Annotated in this window: 17 protein-coding genes and 1 other RNA gene; all 18 read right to left on the bottom strand. The window is 27.7% G+C overall.

The window, feature by feature from the left end:
* Positions 1–2: 2 nt before the first annotated feature.
* The 18 genes from dusB to dnaA all read right to left on the bottom strand — a co-directional run bounded on the left by dusB (position 3) and on the right by dnaA (position 19944).
* Positions 3–977 carry a tRNA dihydrouridine synthase DusB gene (gene dusB, locus SHELI_RS00090; protein WP_069115757.1) on the bottom strand — a complete coding sequence of 325 codons (975 nt, stop codon included), beginning with the start codon at positions 975–977 and terminating at the stop codon, positions 3–5.
* Positions 977–1291 carry a DUF1904 family protein gene (locus tag SHELI_RS00085; RefSeq protein WP_069115756.1) on the bottom strand — a complete coding sequence of 105 codons (315 nt, stop codon included), beginning with the start codon at positions 1289–1291 and terminating at the stop codon, positions 977–979. Before SHELI_RS00085 ends, dusB begins: the two co-directional genes overlap by 1 nt.
* Before the next feature lie 80 nt (positions 1292–1371).
* Positions 1372–2334 (bottom strand): ABC transporter ATP-binding protein, encoded by a 963-nt coding sequence (locus SHELI_RS00080; RefSeq protein ID WP_084449209.1) that lies wholly within the window; start codon positions 2332–2334, stop codon positions 1372–1374.
* Between the two features lie 47 nt (positions 2335–2381).
* Positions 2382–3242, bottom strand: coding sequence for an Hsp33 family molecular chaperone HslO (locus tag SHELI_RS00075; protein ID WP_069115755.1), 861 nt, complete (start codon positions 3240–3242; stop codon positions 2382–2384).
* Between the two features lie 65 nt (positions 3243–3307).
* Positions 3308–5203, bottom strand: a complete 1896-nt coding sequence (gene ftsH, locus SHELI_RS00070) for an ATP-dependent zinc metalloprotease FtsH (protein WP_157087554.1) — start codon at positions 5201–5203, stop codon at positions 3308–3310.
* Between the two features lie 32 nt (positions 5204–5235).
* Positions 5236–6381 (bottom strand): tRNA lysidine(34) synthetase TilS, encoded by a 1146-nt coding sequence (tilS, locus tag SHELI_RS00065; RefSeq protein ID WP_069115753.1) that lies wholly within the window; start codon positions 6379–6381, stop codon positions 5236–5238.
* Positions 6382–7110, bottom strand: a complete 729-nt coding sequence (locus tag SHELI_RS00060; RefSeq protein ID WP_069115752.1) for a tRNA1(Val) (adenine(37)-N6)-methyltransferase — start codon at positions 7108–7110, stop codon at positions 6382–6384.
* Positions 7094–7855: a hypothetical protein gene (locus tag SHELI_RS00055; protein ID WP_069115751.1), complete on the bottom strand. Its 762-nt coding sequence runs from the start codon at positions 7853–7855 to the stop codon at positions 7094–7096. The genes SHELI_RS00060 and SHELI_RS00055 overlap by 17 nt, the downstream gene beginning before the upstream one ends.
* The gene (tmk, locus tag SHELI_RS00050; protein ID WP_069115750.1) at positions 7848–8486 is read right to left on the bottom strand and encodes a dTMP kinase; all 639 of its coding nucleotides are present in this window, start codon (positions 8484–8486) and stop codon (positions 7848–7850) included. Before tmk ends, SHELI_RS00055 begins: the two co-directional genes overlap by 8 nt.
* 5 nt (positions 8487–8491) lie before the next feature.
* Positions 8492–9067, bottom strand: a complete 576-nt coding sequence (locus SHELI_RS00045; RefSeq protein WP_069115749.1) for a toprim domain-containing protein — start codon at positions 9065–9067, stop codon at positions 8492–8494.
* A complete protein-coding gene (gene dnaX / locus SHELI_RS00040) occupies positions 9068–11035 on the bottom strand; it encodes a DNA polymerase III subunit gamma/tau (protein ID WP_069115748.1) in 1968 nt (655 codons plus the stop codon).
* Between the two features lie 21 nt (positions 11036–11056).
* Positions 11057–11485: a nucleoside deaminase gene (locus SHELI_RS00035; protein WP_069115747.1), complete on the bottom strand. Its 429-nt coding sequence runs from the start codon at positions 11483–11485 to the stop codon at positions 11057–11059.
* A 7-nt stretch (positions 11486–11492) separates the two neighbouring features.
* An RNA gene (gene ffs, locus SHELI_RS00030) (signal recognition particle sRNA small type) lies at positions 11493–11589 on the bottom strand.
* An 80-nt stretch (positions 11590–11669) separates the two neighbouring features.
* The gene (gene serS, locus SHELI_RS00025) at positions 11670–12932 is read right to left on the bottom strand and encodes a serine--tRNA ligase (protein ID WP_069115746.1); all 1263 of its coding nucleotides are present in this window, start codon (positions 12930–12932) and stop codon (positions 11670–11672) included.
* Complete coding sequence (gene gyrA / locus SHELI_RS00020) at positions 12932–15376, bottom strand: DNA gyrase subunit A (RefSeq protein WP_069115745.1); 2445 nt, start codon at positions 15374–15376, stop codon at positions 12932–12934. Before gyrA ends, serS begins: the two co-directional genes overlap by 1 nt.
* 21 nt (positions 15377–15397) lie before the next feature.
* Entirely contained in the window at positions 15398–17299 is a 1902-nt protein-coding gene (gyrB, locus tag SHELI_RS00015; protein ID WP_069115744.1) for a DNA topoisomerase (ATP-hydrolyzing) subunit B, read from the bottom strand.
* Between the two features lie 52 nt (positions 17300–17351).
* Positions 17352–18476, bottom strand: coding sequence for a DNA polymerase III subunit beta (gene dnaN / locus SHELI_RS00010; RefSeq protein WP_069115743.1), 1125 nt, complete (start codon positions 18474–18476; stop codon positions 17352–17354).
* Positions 18477–18615: 139 nt separating this feature from the next.
* A complete protein-coding gene (dnaA, locus tag SHELI_RS00005; RefSeq protein ID WP_069115742.1) occupies positions 18616–19944 on the bottom strand; it encodes a chromosomal replication initiator protein DnaA in 1329 nt (442 codons plus the stop codon).

The raw sequence follows: 19944 nt of genomic DNA, 5'->3' as shown, positions 1-19944 counted from the left end.
CTTTATTGATTTTCATAAATCTTAAATAATTTTTCTATATCATTTAACGTTGTTATTTCGGTTGCTAATTTTTTCATTTTTAAAATTGTTTCATTTCTACCCAAAACTGCTAAGTATCACAAAATTTGCTTCCGCATTTCCTTTATAGCAAACTCTTCTCCGCGCATTTCAATCAATAGATTTGCATGTCTTAAAACTGTTTCTTTTCATTCTTCATAAGATGGTTTATCTAAAGATTTTCCTGTTTCAAGGTAGTATTCAATTTCTCTAAAAATTCATGGATTACCTTGTGCAGCTCTTGCAACCATAATGGCATCACAACCTGTTTCTTCAAACATTTTTTTAGCTGTTGGACCATCAACAACATCGCCGTTTCCAATAACTGGAATAGAAACTGCTTCTTTAACTTTTTTAATTCAACTTCAATCTGCATTACCAGAATAAAATTGACTTCTTGTTCTTCCATGAACTGCAATCGCCATTGCTCCATTTGCTTCTGCAATTTTTGCTAATTCGATTACATTTTTGCTGTCTTCATCTCATCCTATACGCATTTTAACTGTAACTGGTTTGTTTGTATTATCTACAACCGCTTTAATAACTTCTCCCACTCTTTCGGGATACTTTAGTAAGTTTGCTCCTGCTTGACTTCTCAAAGCAACCTTAGGTGCCGGGCAGCCCATATTTATATCTATAATGTCACAATCAGAATATTGATCAACTATTTTTGCTGCATTAACAAATGAATTTACATCAAAACCAAATATTTGTAGAGTGATTGGGTGCTCTAAGTCTGATACTTTAATCATTTCTCTTGTTTTAGTATTGTTATGTACCAAACCTTCTGTACTAACCATTTCTGCGTACACAAGAGAAGCCCCTTTTTCCTTACAAATAATTCTATATGCAGCATTTGTTGTGCCTGCCATTGGACCTAAAACTATCTTGCCTTTAAGTTCAATATTTTTTATTTTCATTATCCTTTTACTTTACCATTCAAGTACATAAAGTTATTAATTTCTGTAAATTTTACATAAACGTTAGTTCCGTTTTTTGCAAAAAAGTCCATAAGGTGTTTAGTTACAGGTTCCTGCTTGACTGGTCTTCCGACTCAATCTATAGATACCATTACAACGTGTTTATCATGTCCGTTTCAAACAGCTTCTGTTTCTTCTCATCAAAAAACAAACTCCTTCACATCAACATTTATTATTTGTGAAAGTTCTCCTACTTTTTTTGAGTATTCTTTTACCTCATCAATTGAGACACCTTTAAAACTAAAAATTGGCATATTTTTTCCACCTTTACTCATTTTATTATATCTTTTTTTATAATTATTAAAATATAAATACTACAAAATAAATCATTTTTTTATGATCAATCAATTTCTGATGGTTTTTTAGGATTTGGATTGTTAGACATTTTATCTATTAAACCATTTCTAACGTGAATTATTGTATCCCCTATTTCTGCTATATTAGGGTTGTGGGTAACAATAATTATAGTTGTATTAAATCTTTTTTTAACCTCAAGAAGAATTTCTAAAACTTTTCTTCCCATTTCCTCATCTAAAGCTCCTGTTGGTTCATCACCAAAAAGGATTGCAGGATTTTTTGCTAAAGCCCTTGCTATAGAAACCCTTTGTTGTTGTCCACCAGACATTTGGTGAGGATATTTATTCATTTGTTCTTTCATACCAATAGTTTCAAATATTTCTTCTATTGACATAGCATTATCAGCTTTTTTACTTAAGTTTTCTCCTACCTCTGCATTTTCTTTTGCAGTTAGATTTGACAGAAGATTATATTGTTGGAAAATAAAACCTACATTTTCTCTTCTAAACATAGTTAGGTGAGAATCTTTCAATAAAGTAAGATTGCTTCCTACTGAAAAAACATCTCCCTCAGAAACCTTATCTAAACCAGATATTACATTTAATAAAGTGGTTTTTCCTGAACCAGATGGCCCTAATATAACTATGAACTTACTTTTTTCAATTTTTAGGTCAATCCCTTTTAAAATTGGAGTCACCATATCACCATTTGTGTATCATTTTCTAACACCATATAATTCAATTGCATATTTATCTGTGTCAGGTTTATTTCCAGTAGTTGATACAGTGTCACCACTCAAAATTTGTTTTGAATATTTTGAAGTAAGTTGTTTTTGTAGTTTAATACGTGCTTTGAAACCTTTTATTCCATCATCTTCAAATTTATGAGAGTCCACAAAGACTACTTCTCTTTCTTCAACTGGTTTTAGTTTTTTTTCAAACTTTGACTCTTTGTTTGCTTTTTTGTTATCTTTATTATTATTAAGATTTTTGTTTTCCATAAGTACCCCTTAAATCTATTAAATAACGTCCATATAATTATAACATATTAGTTTAGTAAACTTTTCAATTCCTCTGGTTTAATATTGTATTGCTTTTTACAAAAGTCACAAACTACCTCTATTACTTCACCTTTTGTATATGCATTTGATATTTCCTCATTACCAAGCATTTTAATTGACTCCATTACTTTTTGGTGATTGCATGTGCATTCAAATTTAAGTTCATTTACACCTAAAACTTTTGCATCTTGACAAATATCTTTTAATAAAGATTCGTAGTTAGTTGTTGCTATTAAAGTTTGTTTTAAGTGATCTAATGATCCAATTTTTTCTTCAAGAAAATCAATATCTTCATCTTTATATCCGGGTAATAATTGTAGAATTATTCCACAAGCTTTTTTAATAGAACCATCTTCATTTATTTCTACTGTTGTGGTTATTAATGAGTGTATTTGGTCTGATTGTTGTAAATAATACATAAAGTCCATATTGATTTCTCCAGAGATCAAATCTACTTTAGATGTATAAGGTATTTTTTCATTATTATCTCTTGATACTTGTAAAAAACCTTCAACTCCAACAACTTGTGCCAATGGGCTTATAGTGTCTTTTTTTATTTGTTCTGCATCAAAATTGTTTTTTTCTATATACCCTCTTATTTTATTATTTTGATATTCTGCAATTATTGTGCCTGCAAGTCCTTGACCGTTTATGTTTGTTGTAACTTTGCTCCCATCTTTTATACTCAAACTTAGCAAAGCGGTTGCTAAAACCGTTCTACCTAAAGCAACACTTCCTAAAGGGTTTGTTTTTTGTAATTTTATTATTTCATTAAGTGACTCAGTAACATCAACAATTGCCATTTTAACATTCTTTTCATCACTAATAGCTCTTATTTCCATATCCATAATATTTACCTCCTATAAACTTTTTTATTATACCTATTAAAAAACAAAAACACCAACTGGTGTTTTTAGTTTTCTTCATCTGGTTCAAATTCAAGTATTTCTCCAGATTCTCTTTTCTTATCTTCTTTATCTTTTCTTTCTTTTTCAAAAAGAACTTCATTTGGTAATTTTTTATTTTTATTAATGTAATCAATTTGTTCGGCTGTAATAGTTTCTAAAACCCTTAATGATTCTGCAATTAATTCTAAAATATCTTTGTGTTCATTAATTGTTTTAATTGAAATTTTATAACATTCTTCAAGAATAGTGTTTATTTCATTATCAATTTTATATGCAACTTCATCTGAATAAACACCTTTTGTTTGTCCATAAGCTTCTTCTGCCATAGTCAAGTATTTGGTTAGACCTAATGATGACATACCAAATTGAGTAACCATTTTTCTAGCTATGTTAGTTGCTTTATCTAAATCATCGTGTGCTCCTGTTGTTACATTTTCTTTACCAAAAATAATTTCCTCGGCAGCTCTACCACCCAAGTAACCAGCAATTGCAGCGAATAAATCTTCTTTTGAAGAAAAATTAGATTCATCTTTTGGAGTCATAATTGTATACCCACCTGCATTACCACGTGGAATAATAGTAACTTTTTGGACTTTTGATGCAGATCTTAATTTTAAACCAATCAAAGCATGTCCAGCTTCATGATATGAAACGATTTTTTTGTCATTCAATGTCATTGCTCTTGATTTTTTAGCTGGTCCACCAACAACTCTATCGATAGCTTCATCGATGTCGTTTATTGTTATCATTTTTCTTTTTTCTCTAACAACAAGAATTGCAGCTTCATTTAAAACGTTTTCAAGTTGAGCACCTGAAAAACCAGGCGTTCTTTCAGCTATACGTTTTCAATCAATTTCTGGTGAAACAGATTTATTACGTGCATGAAGTTTAAGAATTTCTTCTCTTTCCCTAATATCTGGAAGTGATATTTGAATTGTTCTATCAAAACGACCCGGTCTTAATAAAGCTGGGTCCAGAACATCAACCCTGTTAGTTGCAGCCATAACTATAACTCCTGAGTTAGTTCCAAATCCATCCATCTCAACTAAAAGTTGGTTAAGAGTTTGCTCACTTGTTCCTGTTCCTAATGATGCATTTCTTTTTCTACCAACGGCATCGATTTCATCAATAAATATAATACATGGTGCAGTTTTTTTAGCATCTCCGAATAAATCTCTTACTCTACTTGCTCCTAAACCAACAAACATTTCTTCAAATTCTGAACCAGCCATTGAGAAGAATGCTACTCCAGCTTCACCCGCAACCGCTTTTGCTAGTAAAGTTTTACCAGTACCTGGAGGACCTTCCATTAAAACTCCTTTTGGTACTCTGGCTCCCATTTGTGCATATTTATTTGGATTTTTTAAATAATCTACAAGTTCAAATAACTCTTGTTTCTCTTCGTTAATTCCCGCTACATCTTTAAATTTAACATCTGATTTAGTTTCTCTAGGTCTTTGTTTGTTGGCACCAAACATTCCTCCACCCATTCCACCTTTAGTCATACTTGAAAGGAATCAAATCATAACACCAAGATAAAGTAATGTGGGAATAAGACTTCTTGCTAAATCTAATCAAGGTGAGTCTTTATCATAATTTATTCCTATTTTATTAGCAAATAAATCTTTAAATCTGTAGTAATCTTGTTGATCTAAAACAGATCTAAATTGATAAAGCTTATCACCAGACCTATAATATCCTTCTACAACATACAGACCTGTGCTTGTGACATTTACAGAAACGTCACCCTCAATTGAATCTATGTTATTGTTAAGATCTGTTGCTGTTCATTTAGTAACAGTACCTTGTTGAAAGTTATAAATAACAATCCCAATTATAATTGCGATTAAAATAAGTATTACTCACAACCAGATGGTTTTTTTATTTTTCATTAATTTCACCGTTTTCTAAAGCATTGTTTTTATTTTACCACTTATAGTAAATTATTAAGAATGTTTTTACTTGTTTTATTATAAATGATTGGAGTTGAAAATCTATCAAAATAGCTTATTTTATTTTTTTTATAAAAGTCACTTAATTTTTTATTTTTATAAATCAATTGAGATCTATACTTTTCTCAGTTGTTTGTGATAAAAGTATCTTTTTCAAATCCTTTTAAGTCATTTAATTTAAAAAATCTTTTTTCTTCTTCATCTAAATCAAAAATATTTTTATCTATAATTCGCATATTTTTTATATTTTCAAAATATAGATTTTCTCTATCTTTTATAATTAGCAAGTTTCCAATTGCTATTTTTACATATGATTTTTCGCTTTTTAATTGCTTTAAAATTTCTTTTAAAAAGTTTTTCTTTCTTGAATAAATCAATTCACCGAATCCTTTATTTTCTAAATAAGAAAATAAAAATCTTTCATTAAATTCACCAGTATTATTTAATAGAGTTTTTTTAGTTATTTTTTCAGTAATTAGTTTATTAATTTTATTTGTATATTGGTTTATTTTTTTGTTCTCCACGTTTTTTTTAATTAAAATTTCTTCAAAAGCATTTTCATCAATAGTACTTCTGATTTTATTTCGCGTGTATTTTATGTCTAAATTTGTGGAATCAACTGCGTAATGAATATTGTTTCTTCTCAAATATTCTAATATCTCTGATTTTTTAAACTCTAGAATCGGTCGATAAACTATACAATTTTTGTAAGTTGTTTGTTTTTTCAATCCATAATACTTAGGAAGTATTTTTTTTTCAACTTGCATTATATATGTTTCAATATCATCGTTCATATTATGAGCAATTAAAATTTTATCAAACTGATTTTCTTTTAAAACCTCAACAAAAAAATCATATCTCAACTCTCTGGCTCATGCTTCAAAGTTTTGTTTTAGATTATCATATGAGACATCTACAACTTTTGTTCGCAAATCAATATTATTCTTCTTACAATAATCTTCACAAATTTTTTGATCAACGTTTGAATCTTTTCTAAAATTATAATTAACATGACAAGCTATTATTTTTTCTTTTTTTACTTTCTTAATCAAATTATCTAAAAGAAAAATGCTATCTGGTCCTCCAGATAAACCTACTACATACTTTTTTTTGTTACAAATCTTCATTTAATCACCAAACATTCTAGATACCTCTTCTGTGTAAGAACCATCATCGTTGTGTACAAATAAAGGTTCCATAAAATTTAAACCTTCATTACCATCATTTATCGCGTCTATCAAAACTTTTTTTGCTGATTGATTTTTTTTAGAATATATAATTCTTATATTTTTAACTTTGAAGTTATTCTTTCTTAAAACTTCGATAATTTCATCAAGTCTTTCTACAAGGTGAATCATGACAAACCTTCCACCATTTTTTAAAGCTATTTTTGCGCTTCTAACAACTTCTTCTAAGTTAATACTAACTTCATGTCGCGCTGGTATTAGTTTTTCGCTTTTTGTATTTAAGTTTGAGTTTTCAAAAACTTTGAAAAAAGGTGGATTACAATATATAACATCAAAAAAATTGTTTTTATCTTTTACATATTCTTTTATGTCTTGATTAATGATTTCTATAATATTTTCTAAATTATTAAGTTTAATATTTTCTTTTGCAAGCTCACAAGCTTTTGGTTGTATGTCTATTCCAATTATTTTAGTGTCTTTTGATATAAATTTAGAAAGTATTAAAGGGATTATTGCATTGTTTGTTCCAAAATCACAAATTACTTTTTCTTTTGCTTTTGGTTTATAAAATCTTGCTAGCAATACTGAGTCTAGACAAAAATAAAACATCTCGGTTTCTTGATAAATGTTTAAATTTTTATAATTCAAAACTTTATTGATAACTTTCATTAAGCACCTCATAAATTTTTATAAACAGGTTTTCAATAACTAAACTAACATACGTCTCGTTTTTTAAAACAAAAATACTATCTAAAAAATCTTCTGCTAAGTTTGGTTTACTCTCTAAAACAAAAAAATTGTAAACATATTTTAAAATATCTATTTGTTCTTTTTTTGAAAACTTCTTAAATTTATCTGAATATAAAAGTACATCGTCAGCTTTATTACTAATTAATAAATCATAAAAAGTTTTATCAACATCATAGTTTTCCTTAGGTCTTTCTAGATTAAAAACTTTGCACCTAGATAAAATGGTTTGTAATATTTGGTTTCTATCATTTGATTGTAATATTGCTATAACTTTTTTTGGTGGTTCTTCTAAAAATTTTAAAAGCGAGTTTGAAGCTGATTCCGATAAGTTTTCTAAATTTGCTATTCTATATAGTTTAATATCTTTATCTTCAATAGAAGATAAAGAAAAACTATTTATTAGCTCGTTTATTTTTTCTTTTTTTATTGGATTCATACCATCGCCAATGTCTAAAAAATTAAATGTTGAGTTATTTACAACTCTTTGACATCAAATACAATCATCATTTTCTAATGAGTTTTGCTCACAAAAAATCATTCTTACAACTTCATTTGTTAGATTGTTTAATTCAGATTGATCCGGACATAAAAAAATTATCGAGTGAAAAAGCTTTTTCTCAAGAATTAAATTATTAATGTTTAAGATTATATCTTTCTTAGTCATCCTCTTTCATCAATCCTTCGTTAAGTATGTTTTCTACAATGAACTCAACTTGTTGGAAAACTTCATTAACATTTTTTCTTGCATCAATAACTTTTATTCTATCTGTATTCTCAGAAATTAAGATTTGATAACCGTCGTAAACGCTTTCATGAAATTTTATATCTTCTTTTTCTAATCTGTCTGCAGCTCTTTTTCTATTCATTAATCTTAACTGAGCTTCTTTTGGTGTTATATCAAAAAATATTGTTAGATCAGGTTTGGTAACACCCAAAACTATATTTTGAACCTCATCAACATCTGTTATTCCTATGTTTCTTCCATAACCTTGATATGCAGATGTTGAGTCCATAAATCTATCACAAATAACTATCGTTCCTTCTCTTAAAGCAGGAACTATAACTGTGTCAAGATGTTGCTTTCTTGCGGCCACATACAAAAGTGTTTCTGTTCATGGAGTTGGAGCAACATCTGAATCTAATATGATGTTTCTAATTCTTTCAGCCATAGGTTCTCCACCAGGTTCTCTTGTAAGTAAAACTTTATATCCTTTTTGATCAAGTGAATCTTTTAACATTTTTGATATAGTAGTTTTACCAGAACCGTCGATTCCTTCGAATGTAATAAATATCATATTGTTTACCCCTTTTTAATTATTTTTCTATTTTTTATTGCATCTTCTAATGTTTCGTTATCCATATAGTCTAGTACTCCACCTAAAGGAATACCTCTTGCAATTCTTGTAATATTTTTTGCTTTATCTTTTAATTTTGTTGCAATATAGTTTGCTGTAACTTCACCTTCAAAGGTTAAATTTAAAGCTAATAATATTTCTACTTCTGAATTAATTCTAGCAAATAATTCTTCAATTTTTAATTTTTCTGGATGTACATTTTTGTTGATATTGATTTCACCATTAAGAACATGAATTATTCCTTTAAACTTACTGTTTAAAATTTTTTCTGCGTTTAGAATATCAGAAACCACACAAATCAAATTCTTATCTCTTATTTGACTATCGCAAAATGAGCATAGTTTTTTGTATTTATAAAAAAAACATCTTTCACAAATTTCGTAATCGTTTGATATCTTTTCAATAACTTCAATTAACTTTTGTTTTTTTAATTTACTAGTCATTATCTGAAAAAACATTTTTTTCGCAGCTTTTTGACCTATGCCGTCAAATTCTTTTAAAAGTTCTATTAATTCATCCATCTAATCCACCACTTTTATGTCTATATCTAAAATTTTCTTAGCTCTTTCTAAGTATATATTTTCAGACTCAACTTCTTTTAAGTTATTATAAAAATCATCTACATTTATTTCTTTATACTCAGTATCTAATAAAGATATTTTTTTTCTAAATTGATATTCTTCTTTTATACTTTCTCATCTTTTTTTGTCTATACAAATAAAGGCAAAGTTTTTTTTAAATTCTTTTTGCACCAAGTCTCTAAAAGTTAAGTCTTGTAGTTTATCGTTAATTCACTTTGCGGTTGTTGCGTCTTCTGCAACAATTAGAGCTGACTGATAATTTGCTGCTCTAACTTTTACATTATAGAAACATATAAAATCCGATAACTTATTTTTATCATTATGGTTTATCAAAAATATATTAGTTAGATGATCACTAATTTGTTTTCTAGCATCTTTTTCTGCACCAATCAATAAGTTTAAAATATCATCATCTTTAATTTGTAATTCATAATTAATATTTTTGATTTCTTTGTACATAATTGCCATTTGGAGTTTTTCTAATTTTTCTTCTAAACTTTCAATCAAATAGATTTGTTCTATTTTATTTTCTATACTATCTGTTAGGTTTTGTTTAGATTCTTCTTCTTCGAGTTTTTGTTCTTCACCCACCAGATTGGTCTGATTAAAATCATTATTATAGTTTGAAGATTGTTTGACTTCGTGTTCTTGATCAATCTTGTTTGTGATAACTTCGCTTGCTTCGTTTTGTTTATTTTTTTCTATGATATCTTCCTTAATTTGAATTTGATCTTCAAACACTTTTTGATTATTAACTTTACTAATTTGTTCTTCTGTTTGTTTATTATTAAATTTATGTTCTTCATTTTCATTAACACTTATTAGTGTTTCAAAACTTTTTATAGTTTTTAGTATATTTATCAAAATATACTGATAGCTAATGTTAGAGTTTTTTGCTTTTTCGTATGAGTTTGATAAATTATCGGATAATAAAAATATTTGTTTTAAACTAATATGGTCAAATTCTTTAAGTTCGTCCAAGTTTAGTATTTTTAATGTGTCTGTTGATTTAGACATTTTAAAAATTATTATTTCTTTTAGAATATCCAATAATCCCAAAGTGGTTGATTGGAAGTCAACTCCTTTTTCGTTGGCTCTCTCAAAATAATTTATTATATCTTTAACCTTAGAATCAAAAATATTTCTTAGTATTTGAATTTTTTCTTCTTTTGTTGAAATATAGAAAACTAGTTGTAGTTCTTTTGCTGTTATTAAATTTTTAGAAACTGTCATTGTTTGCTCCAAAAAATTTAATGCATCCCTAAGTGACCCATCTGACATATAAAATATTTCTTCAAGTGCTTCTTGATCTATTTCTATATTTTCGAAACTACACACTTCTTTTATTTTATTTTCTAAAGCTTCTTTGTGTATTTTTTTAAAGTTAAAAACCTGACATCTTGAAATTATTGTTTGCGGAATTTTTGTATACTCAGTAGTTGCAAGAATAAATATAACATGAGTTGGGGGCTCTTCTAATGTTTTTAATAAAGCATTAAAAGCAGAGTTTGTTAACATATGAACTTCATCTATTATATAAATTTTGTAATTAGAGATTGATGGTAATGTTGAAACGTTGTTCTTTATATTTCTAATTTCGTCAACACCATTATTTGATGCGGCATCCATTTCATAAATGTCTGGGTGGGAATTTGCATTAAATTCCAAACAACTTTTACAGCTATCGCACGGATTGTAATGGTTTATGTTTTCACAATTTATTGTTTTTGCAATAATTTTAGCAACAGATGTTTTACCAGTTCCCCTCTGTCCTGAAAAAATTAAGGCATGTGGAAATGTTTTGTTTTCGAATTGCGCTATCAAAATTTTTTTTAAATTTTCGTGTCCTGCAACTTGATCCAAATTTCTTGGTCTATAAATTCTATATAAAGATTTTTTATTTTCCATAATGCCTCCTTTTATATAATTTTACATAGTATTTCTTAAATTCTTAAAAAAATCTTTGAGTGTTTTTTTGAAAGTGTCGTCCTCATTTAACTCCTCTTTTATAAAAATAATATTGGTTTTATATTTACTGTAGTCACACTTCTCATTTTCCAAAAAATAATAAACATTTTTTATGTTACATTGTTCAATCGCTGCTATGCACATCAAACATGGTTTTAAAGTAACAATCAAACTATATAAGCTTAAGTTTTTAGATTTTGTTTTTTTAATCATTTTATTTATTACTTGTATTTCAGCATGCCCTAAAATATCGTTATTTTTAATTCTAGAATTTCTAGAACTAGCAATAACATTATTATCTAAAACAATAGCCGCTGCTACTGGAACATCATCTGATTTTGAGCATTTTTTAATTTCTTTTTTTAAAACATCAATTATTTTGCTTTTCATAAAAACTCCTCAAAAAAAAGTCATTGTACAAGGCACTTGTTCTTATGGCTGCTACCTTCCGGTCCTGACCAAGTTCGAACGTTACCCTTACAATGACTTATTAATAATAACACAATTATTCAAAAGGTTTAAGTTTTTTTAATGTTTCACGTGAAACATTTAAAGTTTTGTTTCACGTGAAACATTACTCAAGATAATCTTTATTATCAAAGTACGGTTTCAAAACCTCTGGTAGTACAAGTTTTTTTCCATCAAAATGATTTTCTAAAATAGCGGCAAACAATCTATCAATTGCTAAACCTGATCCATTTAATGTATGTAAATACTCAGTTTTATTTTCTTTGTTTCTATATCTTGCCATCATTCTTCTAGCTTGAAAATCCCCGCAATTTGAACAAGATGATATTTCTCTAAACTTATCTTGATTAGGAAATCAAGCTTCTAAATCATAAGTTTTTTGTGATGAAAAACCAACGTCTCCTGTACATAACTCTATTACTCTATATGGTATTTTAAACATTTTAAGACAATCTTCAGCATCTAAAACCATCTTCTCAAGTTCGTCATAAGAAGATTCAGAGTCACAAACTTTAACCATTTCAACTTTATTGAATTGGTGGAGTCTAATCATTCCCTTGGTATCTCTGCCTGCACTTCCAGCTTCTCTTCTGAAACATTGACTAAATGCTGTTAAATAAATTGGTAAGTCTTTATGCTCAACTATTTCATTTCTAAATAAATTTGTAAGAGGAACTTCAGATGTTGGAATAAGATACTGGTCATCGATTTTATATGCATCATCTTCAAATTTTGGAAGTTGACCAGTTCCATACATTATTTCCTTATTTACCAACAATGGTAAAAACATTTCTTTGTAACCATGTTTTGAATGTCTCTTCAAAAGAATATCTGCTATGGCTCTTATCATTTTTGAGCCTCTGTCAGTATAAACAAGAAATCTTGATCCCGATAACTTTGCTCCTAACTGAAAATCTACCATATTTAATTTTGTAGCAATGTCTCAATGAGGTTCTGATTTTTTCAACCCTGGTTCAACTCATTTTCTTATTTCAACATTTTGTTCTTCATCTTTACCTTCAGGCATATCTTTGTTTGGTACATTTGGTAATTCTAAAAGTTTTAATTCTATATCTTCATTTATTTGTTTAAGTTCTAAATCATATTTGTCTATTTTTTCATTTAAAACACTTACTTGATTTTTTAAACTTTCTATTTGATTGTTTTTTTTCTCTCTTGCTAAAACTCCAATATCTTTAGATATTTTATTTTTTTCAGACTTTAGTTCTTCGGTTTTTTTAATCAATTCTTTTCTTTTGTTATTTAGGTCGACCAAGTTTTTTAAATCATTTGTGTAATCTGTTTGTCTTTTTTTTAATTGTTCACAAACAAATTCAAACTCTTGCTCAATTCTATTTATATCTATCATTACTCAACACTCCCTTCTTTGTTATATTCAATTGTTGTAGCTGTAATATATTCTCCATCTTCTAAATTAAATCCTTTTACACCTATCGAACTTCTTGATTGTAAGTTTATTTCTTGTGAGTTTATTTTAATAATCTTCCCTTTGGATGAAATCATCAAAACATCATCGGTATCTCTAATTGCATGCATAGCTTTAAATTTACCTGTTTTTTCATTTAGTTTCATTCCAACAATTCCTTTTGAACCTCTACCAAATAAATTATATTCACTTATAAGTGTTTTTTTAATTATACCTTGTTCCGATATTGTTGTTAGACAATTGTTTCCATAATTTGTTACGGCATTTATTACAGAATCATTTTTATCTAAAGTTATTCCTCTGACACCTCTTGATGATCTTGAAATCGGTCTAATATCTGATTCATCAAGTTTTAATATTTTTCCTTTTTCTGAAGATATTAATATTTCATTTAAACCTGAACTTGGTACAACCGAGACTAAGGTATCTCCTTTATCAAGTAAAATTGCAATTTTACCATGTTGATTTATTCTACTAAATTCTTCTAATAGAACCCTTTTTATAATTCCCTTTTTAGTAACAAAAATTAGATAATTGAATTTTTCTTTTTTATTTTTCAGACAAAGTACTGTTGTTATTTTTTCAGATGAGTTTATACCTATAAAGTTTATTATCGGTAATCCTCTAGATGTTCTAGAAAATTGTGTGATGTTATAACCTTTAATTTTGTAAACTTTTCCTTGATCGGAAAAAAATAAAACATCATCTTTGGTTTTACCAATTTCTGCAATCACAATATTATCATCAGAAAAAGAATTTATTATGATTCCTTTCCCTCCTCTTTTTTGAGTTTTAAATTCATCAGAGTCTATTCTTCTTACATAACCGTTTTCAGTTATTGTAATCAACATTCTTTTATCTTGAATAAGTTCCTCTTCTTCAATTTTTGTTTGAGATTCGTTAATGATTTTTGTTCTTCTTTCATCACCAAATTTCTCTTTTATTTTTATAAGTTGTTCGATCAAAGTTTTATTTTGTTCTTCTTTTGAATTAATTATTTTTTCAAGTTCAGCAACTCTAGATTCCATTGTAGATATATCAGTATCTATTTTTTCTCTTTCTAAACCTACCAATCTTTGAAGTCTCATTTCTAAGATTGCTTTAGCTTGTTTATCATCAAAACCAAATGCATCATTCAATGATTTATATGCTTCTTCATTATTTTTTGATTCTCTAATGATTTTTATTATTTTTTCAATATTGTTAATATCAACAGCGATTTTTAAAGCTCTTAAAATATGTAACCTTGCTTCTAATTTATTTTTTTCAAAAATAGATTTTTTTAGAATTACATCAATTTGATGTTTAACATATAGTTTTATAAGATCTTTAATATTTAAAACTTCAGGTATTCCATTGTTAAGTGCTAGCATGTTTATTGAAAAATTTGTTTGTAAACTTGTGTATTTATAAAGTCTTTTAATAATTAGTTGCACATTTGAGCTTGCTGCTAAATCTAAAACAATTCTAATACCTTCATAGTTCGATTCATCTCTAATATCTGTAATTCCAGTTATTTGTTTATTTTTATAAAGTTCTGCTATTTTTTCAACTATTCTTGCTTTGTTAACCTGATAAGGAATTTCACTAATTACAATTCTTTGTTTTTTTTGGTTTTCTTCAATATCAATTTTTGCACGAACAATTAAATTACCTTTTCCTGTTTTATAACCATCTATCATGCTTTTACCATTTGTCATTGATGCACCAGTTGGAAAATCTGGTCCTTTAATATGTGTCATAATTTCATCAATTTCAATTTCAGGTTTATCAATAAAAGCATTTATAGCATCGATTATTTCATTTAAATTATGAGGTGGTATATTTGTTGCCATACCAACAGCAATTCCTGTTGAACCATTCACTAACAAGTTCGGAAAGTAACCAGTTAAATATTGTGGTTCTTTTTCTGAAGCATCATAGTTATCAATATATGGAACTGTATCCATATCAATATCTTTAAGTAACATATTTGATATTTTTGATAATCTAGCTTCTGTATAACGCATTGCAGCTGCTCCATCACCATCGATAGAACCAAAATTTCCATGACCATCAACCAATGGATAACGATATGAAAAATCTTGTGACATTCTAACCATTGCTTCATATACAGATGAATCACCATGTGGGTGATACTTACCAATAACATCCCCAACAATACGTGCTGATTTTTTATGAGGAGTATCAGCAGTTATTTTTAAGTCATACATTGAATATAAGATTCTTCTTTGAACTGGCTTTAGACCATCTTTTAAATCAGGAAGGGCGCGACTAACAATAACACTCATAGAGTATTCTAAAAAATCTTTCTCTACTTCGTCTTTTATGTCTATTCCTATTATTTTTTCTTCTTTATCTGTCATTTTTTAGGTTGCCCTTTCTAATTAAAAATCTATATTTTCTACAAATTGTGCGTTTTCAGTTATAAAGTCTCTTCTTAATTCTGGATTTTCACCCATTAAACTTGAAAATACTTCATTGGCCATAAAAGCGTCTTCAACTTTTATTTGAATCATTGTTCTTTTTGATGGATCCATTGTTGTTTCTCAAAGTTGAACTGCATCCATTTCTCCTAAACCTTTGTATCTTTGAATTACATATTTTAAATCTTTGTACTTACCATTTTTTAATCCGTCTAACTCTGCATCTGAATATGCATAGTCAATATTATTTTTTCCTGACTCAATTTTATATAAAGGTGGTTGTGCAATATAAACATAACCATTTGTAATAAGATCTTTCATATATCTGTAAAAGAAGGTTAGTAATAATATTCTAATATGAGCCCCATCAACGTCAGCATCAGTCATTATAACTATTTTTCCATATCTTATTTTTTTTACATTAAAGTCTTTTTTTACCCCAGCTCCAATAGCAGCTATAATAGATTGAATTTCTTTATTCTCAAAAACTTTAGCTTGCTTGACTTTTTCAACATTCAAAACTTTACCTCTTAGAGATAATATAGCTTGAGTTTTTCTGTTTCTACCAATTTTAGCACTACCTCCAGCTGAGTCCCCTTCGACTAAATATAATTCAGCTTCATCTGAGTTTTTCGATTCACAATCAGCTAATTTACCTGGCAATGAAAAACTATCAATTGCTGTTTTTCTTCTTGTATCTTCTCTTGCTCTTTGAGCTGCTTTTCTAGCTTTTTGAGATAATAAAACTTTTTCAACAATTTGTTTTGCATCTTCTGGGTTTTTTAAAAGATACTCAGTGAATGAATCCATAAGAATTTGTGACACAGCCTCTTTTGCATCGACATTTGAAAGTTTTGCTTTTGTTTGACCTTCATATAAAGGATCAATATGTCTAATAGAAATAACTGCACATATTCCTTCTTTAATATCATCAAAGATAAATTTATTACCTTTGAAATTTTTTAAAGAATTTACATAACTATTAATTGATTTAACAATTGCTAATTTGAATCCTTCTTCATGCGAACCACCTTCACTTGTAAAAATATTGTTACAGAATGAAAAAATACTTTCATCATAAGTTTCGTTATATTGAATAGCGATTTCAACTCCAACTTTATTCAAAGTATCACTAACATAAAAAATATCTTCATTAATTCTTTCTTTTGAAGAATTTATCTCTCTAATATAATCTTTTATTCCATTATCAAAACAATAAGAAACTTGTTTTTCAAATCTTTGATCAAATAAATTTATTTTTAATCCTTTATTTAAAAAAGCTAGTTGCTTAATTTTTGTTTGTATTACTTTAAAGTCAAATTCAGTAGTTTCTTTAAAAATTATTGGGTCTGGTTTAAATTTAATAATCGTACCATTTGTTTCAGAAGTACCAATTATTTCAATTTCACTTGATTTTGTACCACCTTCTGAAAAAGTTTGTTTGTACATTTTTTGGTCTCTTAAAACAATTGCTTCAACATAAGTTGACAAGGCATTTACAACTGAGGCTCCAACTCCATGTAGACCTCCTGATACTTTATAAGTATTTTCATCAAATTTTCCACCTGCATGAAGCACGGTAAAAATAGTTTCTAAAGTTGTTTTTTTTGTCTTAGGATGGATATCTATCGGTATACCTCTACCATTATCTTTAACAATAATTTCGTTTTTATCAGTAATTATTATTGATATTTCATCACAAAATCCAGCCAAAGCTTCATCAACTGAATTATCTACTATTTCCCAAACTAGGTGATGTAGTCCATTTTTTCCTACATTACCTATATACATACCAGGTCTCTTACGAACCGCTTCTAGACCCTCAAGAACTTGAATTTGATCAGCACCATATTTATTTGTCATATGAGTAACTCCCAACTATTTCAATTATACCATTTTTAGACGCTAAAAAATGCTAACTAGAAAACATAGGTAGGATTATTTGACTTAATGAAGGATCTTCAGAAGAAACAACAACAATCGGAGCCTTACTATCTAAAAAATTTATTTCAATTGTTTTTGTCTCAAAACTTCTTAAAGCATCTAATAAGTATTTTGAATTGAAAAATATATTTTGTTCTTCTAAACCTTTAAGTTCAAATTCTTTAAATTCTTCTTCAAAACTTCCTATTTGTTGGATATTAGATTTTATACAAATTGTTTCGCCACTTAAAATAAAATTAACAACTGTTGAAGAATTTTCTTCACTTGGTATATCAGCTCTTGAAATTAGTTTTAAAAACTTTTTATTTTCTACATATATTGTACTGTTGAAATCTTTTGGAAATACTCCATTAACATCAGGAAAATTTCCCTCTAAAACTGTTGATTGAATGATCGAATTATTGATTGTAAATGTAACAAAATTATCACTAACAAGAATTTTTGTTTTACCTTTATCCGACAAAAGTTTCATGATTTCTGAAACACTTTTGAAAGGAACATTTGCTACAAATCTGTCGTTGTATACTTCACCAAGCTCAATTTTTTTTCTTGAAACTCTTTTCCCATCAGTACCTGTTATGTATAAAATACTTGAATCTATCTGAAAATTAATTCCTTGTAAAACTATTTTTTGATTATATTCATCAACAGAAATTATTGTTTGGTTTAACGATTTTTTAATATCGCTAGTTTCCACTTCAATCATTGAACCAATCTCTTTAAAAGAAATTGTTGGGAAATCTTGTTCATCCATAACATTTAACATAAACTCTGATTTTTCCCCAGAAAGAGTAATTAAATTAGTTTCAACTTTATTCATTGAAATAACTTCATCATCCATTCTTCTCAAAATTTCTATAAAATTTTTACCTCTTATTAGAAAGCTTCCAGTTTCTTTTATTTTAAGATCATTGGTATCTGCAAAAATATTTGTCTTAATAGATAAAGTTTGATTAGTAGAAACCAAAGAAATTTTATCTGAATCCACCTCAATAAAAATTCCTGTAAGAGCAGGAGAAACTGATTTATAATCAACGATTCTATTACACTTCGAAATTTCATCAATAAAGTAATTTCTATTTATCTCAAAATACATGATATACCCCCCCATATATTAGATTATATTTATTAAATATTATTATTATGGAGTTAATATGTGAATAACTTTAAGACAACCCCAAAATAAAGACTTTTTTATATATTTATAATAACATTACAAAATACTAATTAACATATTAAGAAGTTATTTCCTTTTTCATTTTCGTTAATAATTTTTTAAGATTTTTATCAGAGGCAACAAGTTCATTTATTTTTTTGTAAGCAAACAAAACAGTTGTATGATCTTTACCCCCAAAACAAGCTCCGATTTCTGTGTAGTTTTTCTTTAAAATTTCACCTGTTAAATACATCGCTATATGTCTAGCTATAACAACTTTTTGAATACGATTTTTTGAATCAATTTGTGCTGGTGAAATACCATAGTTTTGAGCAACAACGTTTTTTATTTTCTGAACTGTAACTTCTCCACCAGGCGCAAATGAATAATCAAGTAAAAAATTATTTACTTCTTCATCATCTATAACCTTAGAAGAATCTACTTTGTTTTGGATTAACGCAAAACCTATTTTATTGATAGCTCCCTCAATTTTTCTAACATCAGATCCGTAGTAAGAAGCAACATATTTTTTTGCAGATTCTGACAGGTTTAGATTTGCTAACTTTGATTTGTAATCCACTATATTTATAGCTGTTTCAATATCAGGTCTATCAATTTTTACACTCAAACCTTGATTAAATCTTGATAAAAGTCTTTTATCAAAACCATTAAGTGCTTCTGCATATTTATCAGAAGATATAACAATTTGTTTGTTATTTTCAATACATATATTAAATAGTTCAAAAAATATTTCATTTGTTTTATCACTGTTTGCTAAGAACTGAATATCATCTATTAATAAAGCATCTAATTCACTTAATTCATCTTTAGTGCTTTCAATTTCTTTAAAACCACCTTGCAAAGAATCGATTATTTCTTTTCTAAATTCTCCAGAAGTATAATATTTGATGTTTTTATCTGGATTTTTACTACCCAACTCATTTAAAATAGCTTTTAATAAGTGAGTTTTTCCTAAACCAGAATCACCAAAGATAAAAAGCGGATTTCATTTAGTTCCTAAATCTTGAATTACTGCTTTTGATGCTTCAAGAGCACCAATATTACTTGAACCAGCAACAAAATTATCAAAAGAGAAACTAGATCTAACAGTGTTTTTTTGTTTCTTAATAGTTTCAAAATATGATTTTTCTTTTTGGTACTCTTCTTTTGTGAGCATCAAAACTTCAACTTCTCTACCAAGAACATGTAAAATTTGTTCAATTAGCCCATTTTTGATGTATTCTAAATGTTTTTTTGAAAACTCAGAATTAACGACAATAGCCATTTGATCTTTTGAAAGTGTTTCAAGAGATGCTGTTTTTATATAATCTTCATAAACATTAGGTTCAACAAGATCAGAAGCTATCAATCACTCCTTAATTTTTTTTCAAAGTTCTTTATCAGTCAT

Source organism: Spiroplasma helicoides, assembly GCF_001715535.1.
GTDB lineage: Bacteria > Bacillota_I > Bacilli_A > Mycoplasmatales > Mycoplasmataceae > Spiroplasma_A > Spiroplasma_A helicoides.
Note: the sequence above shows the minus strand (reverse complement) of the source record. Positions and strands in the feature narration are given on the sequence as shown.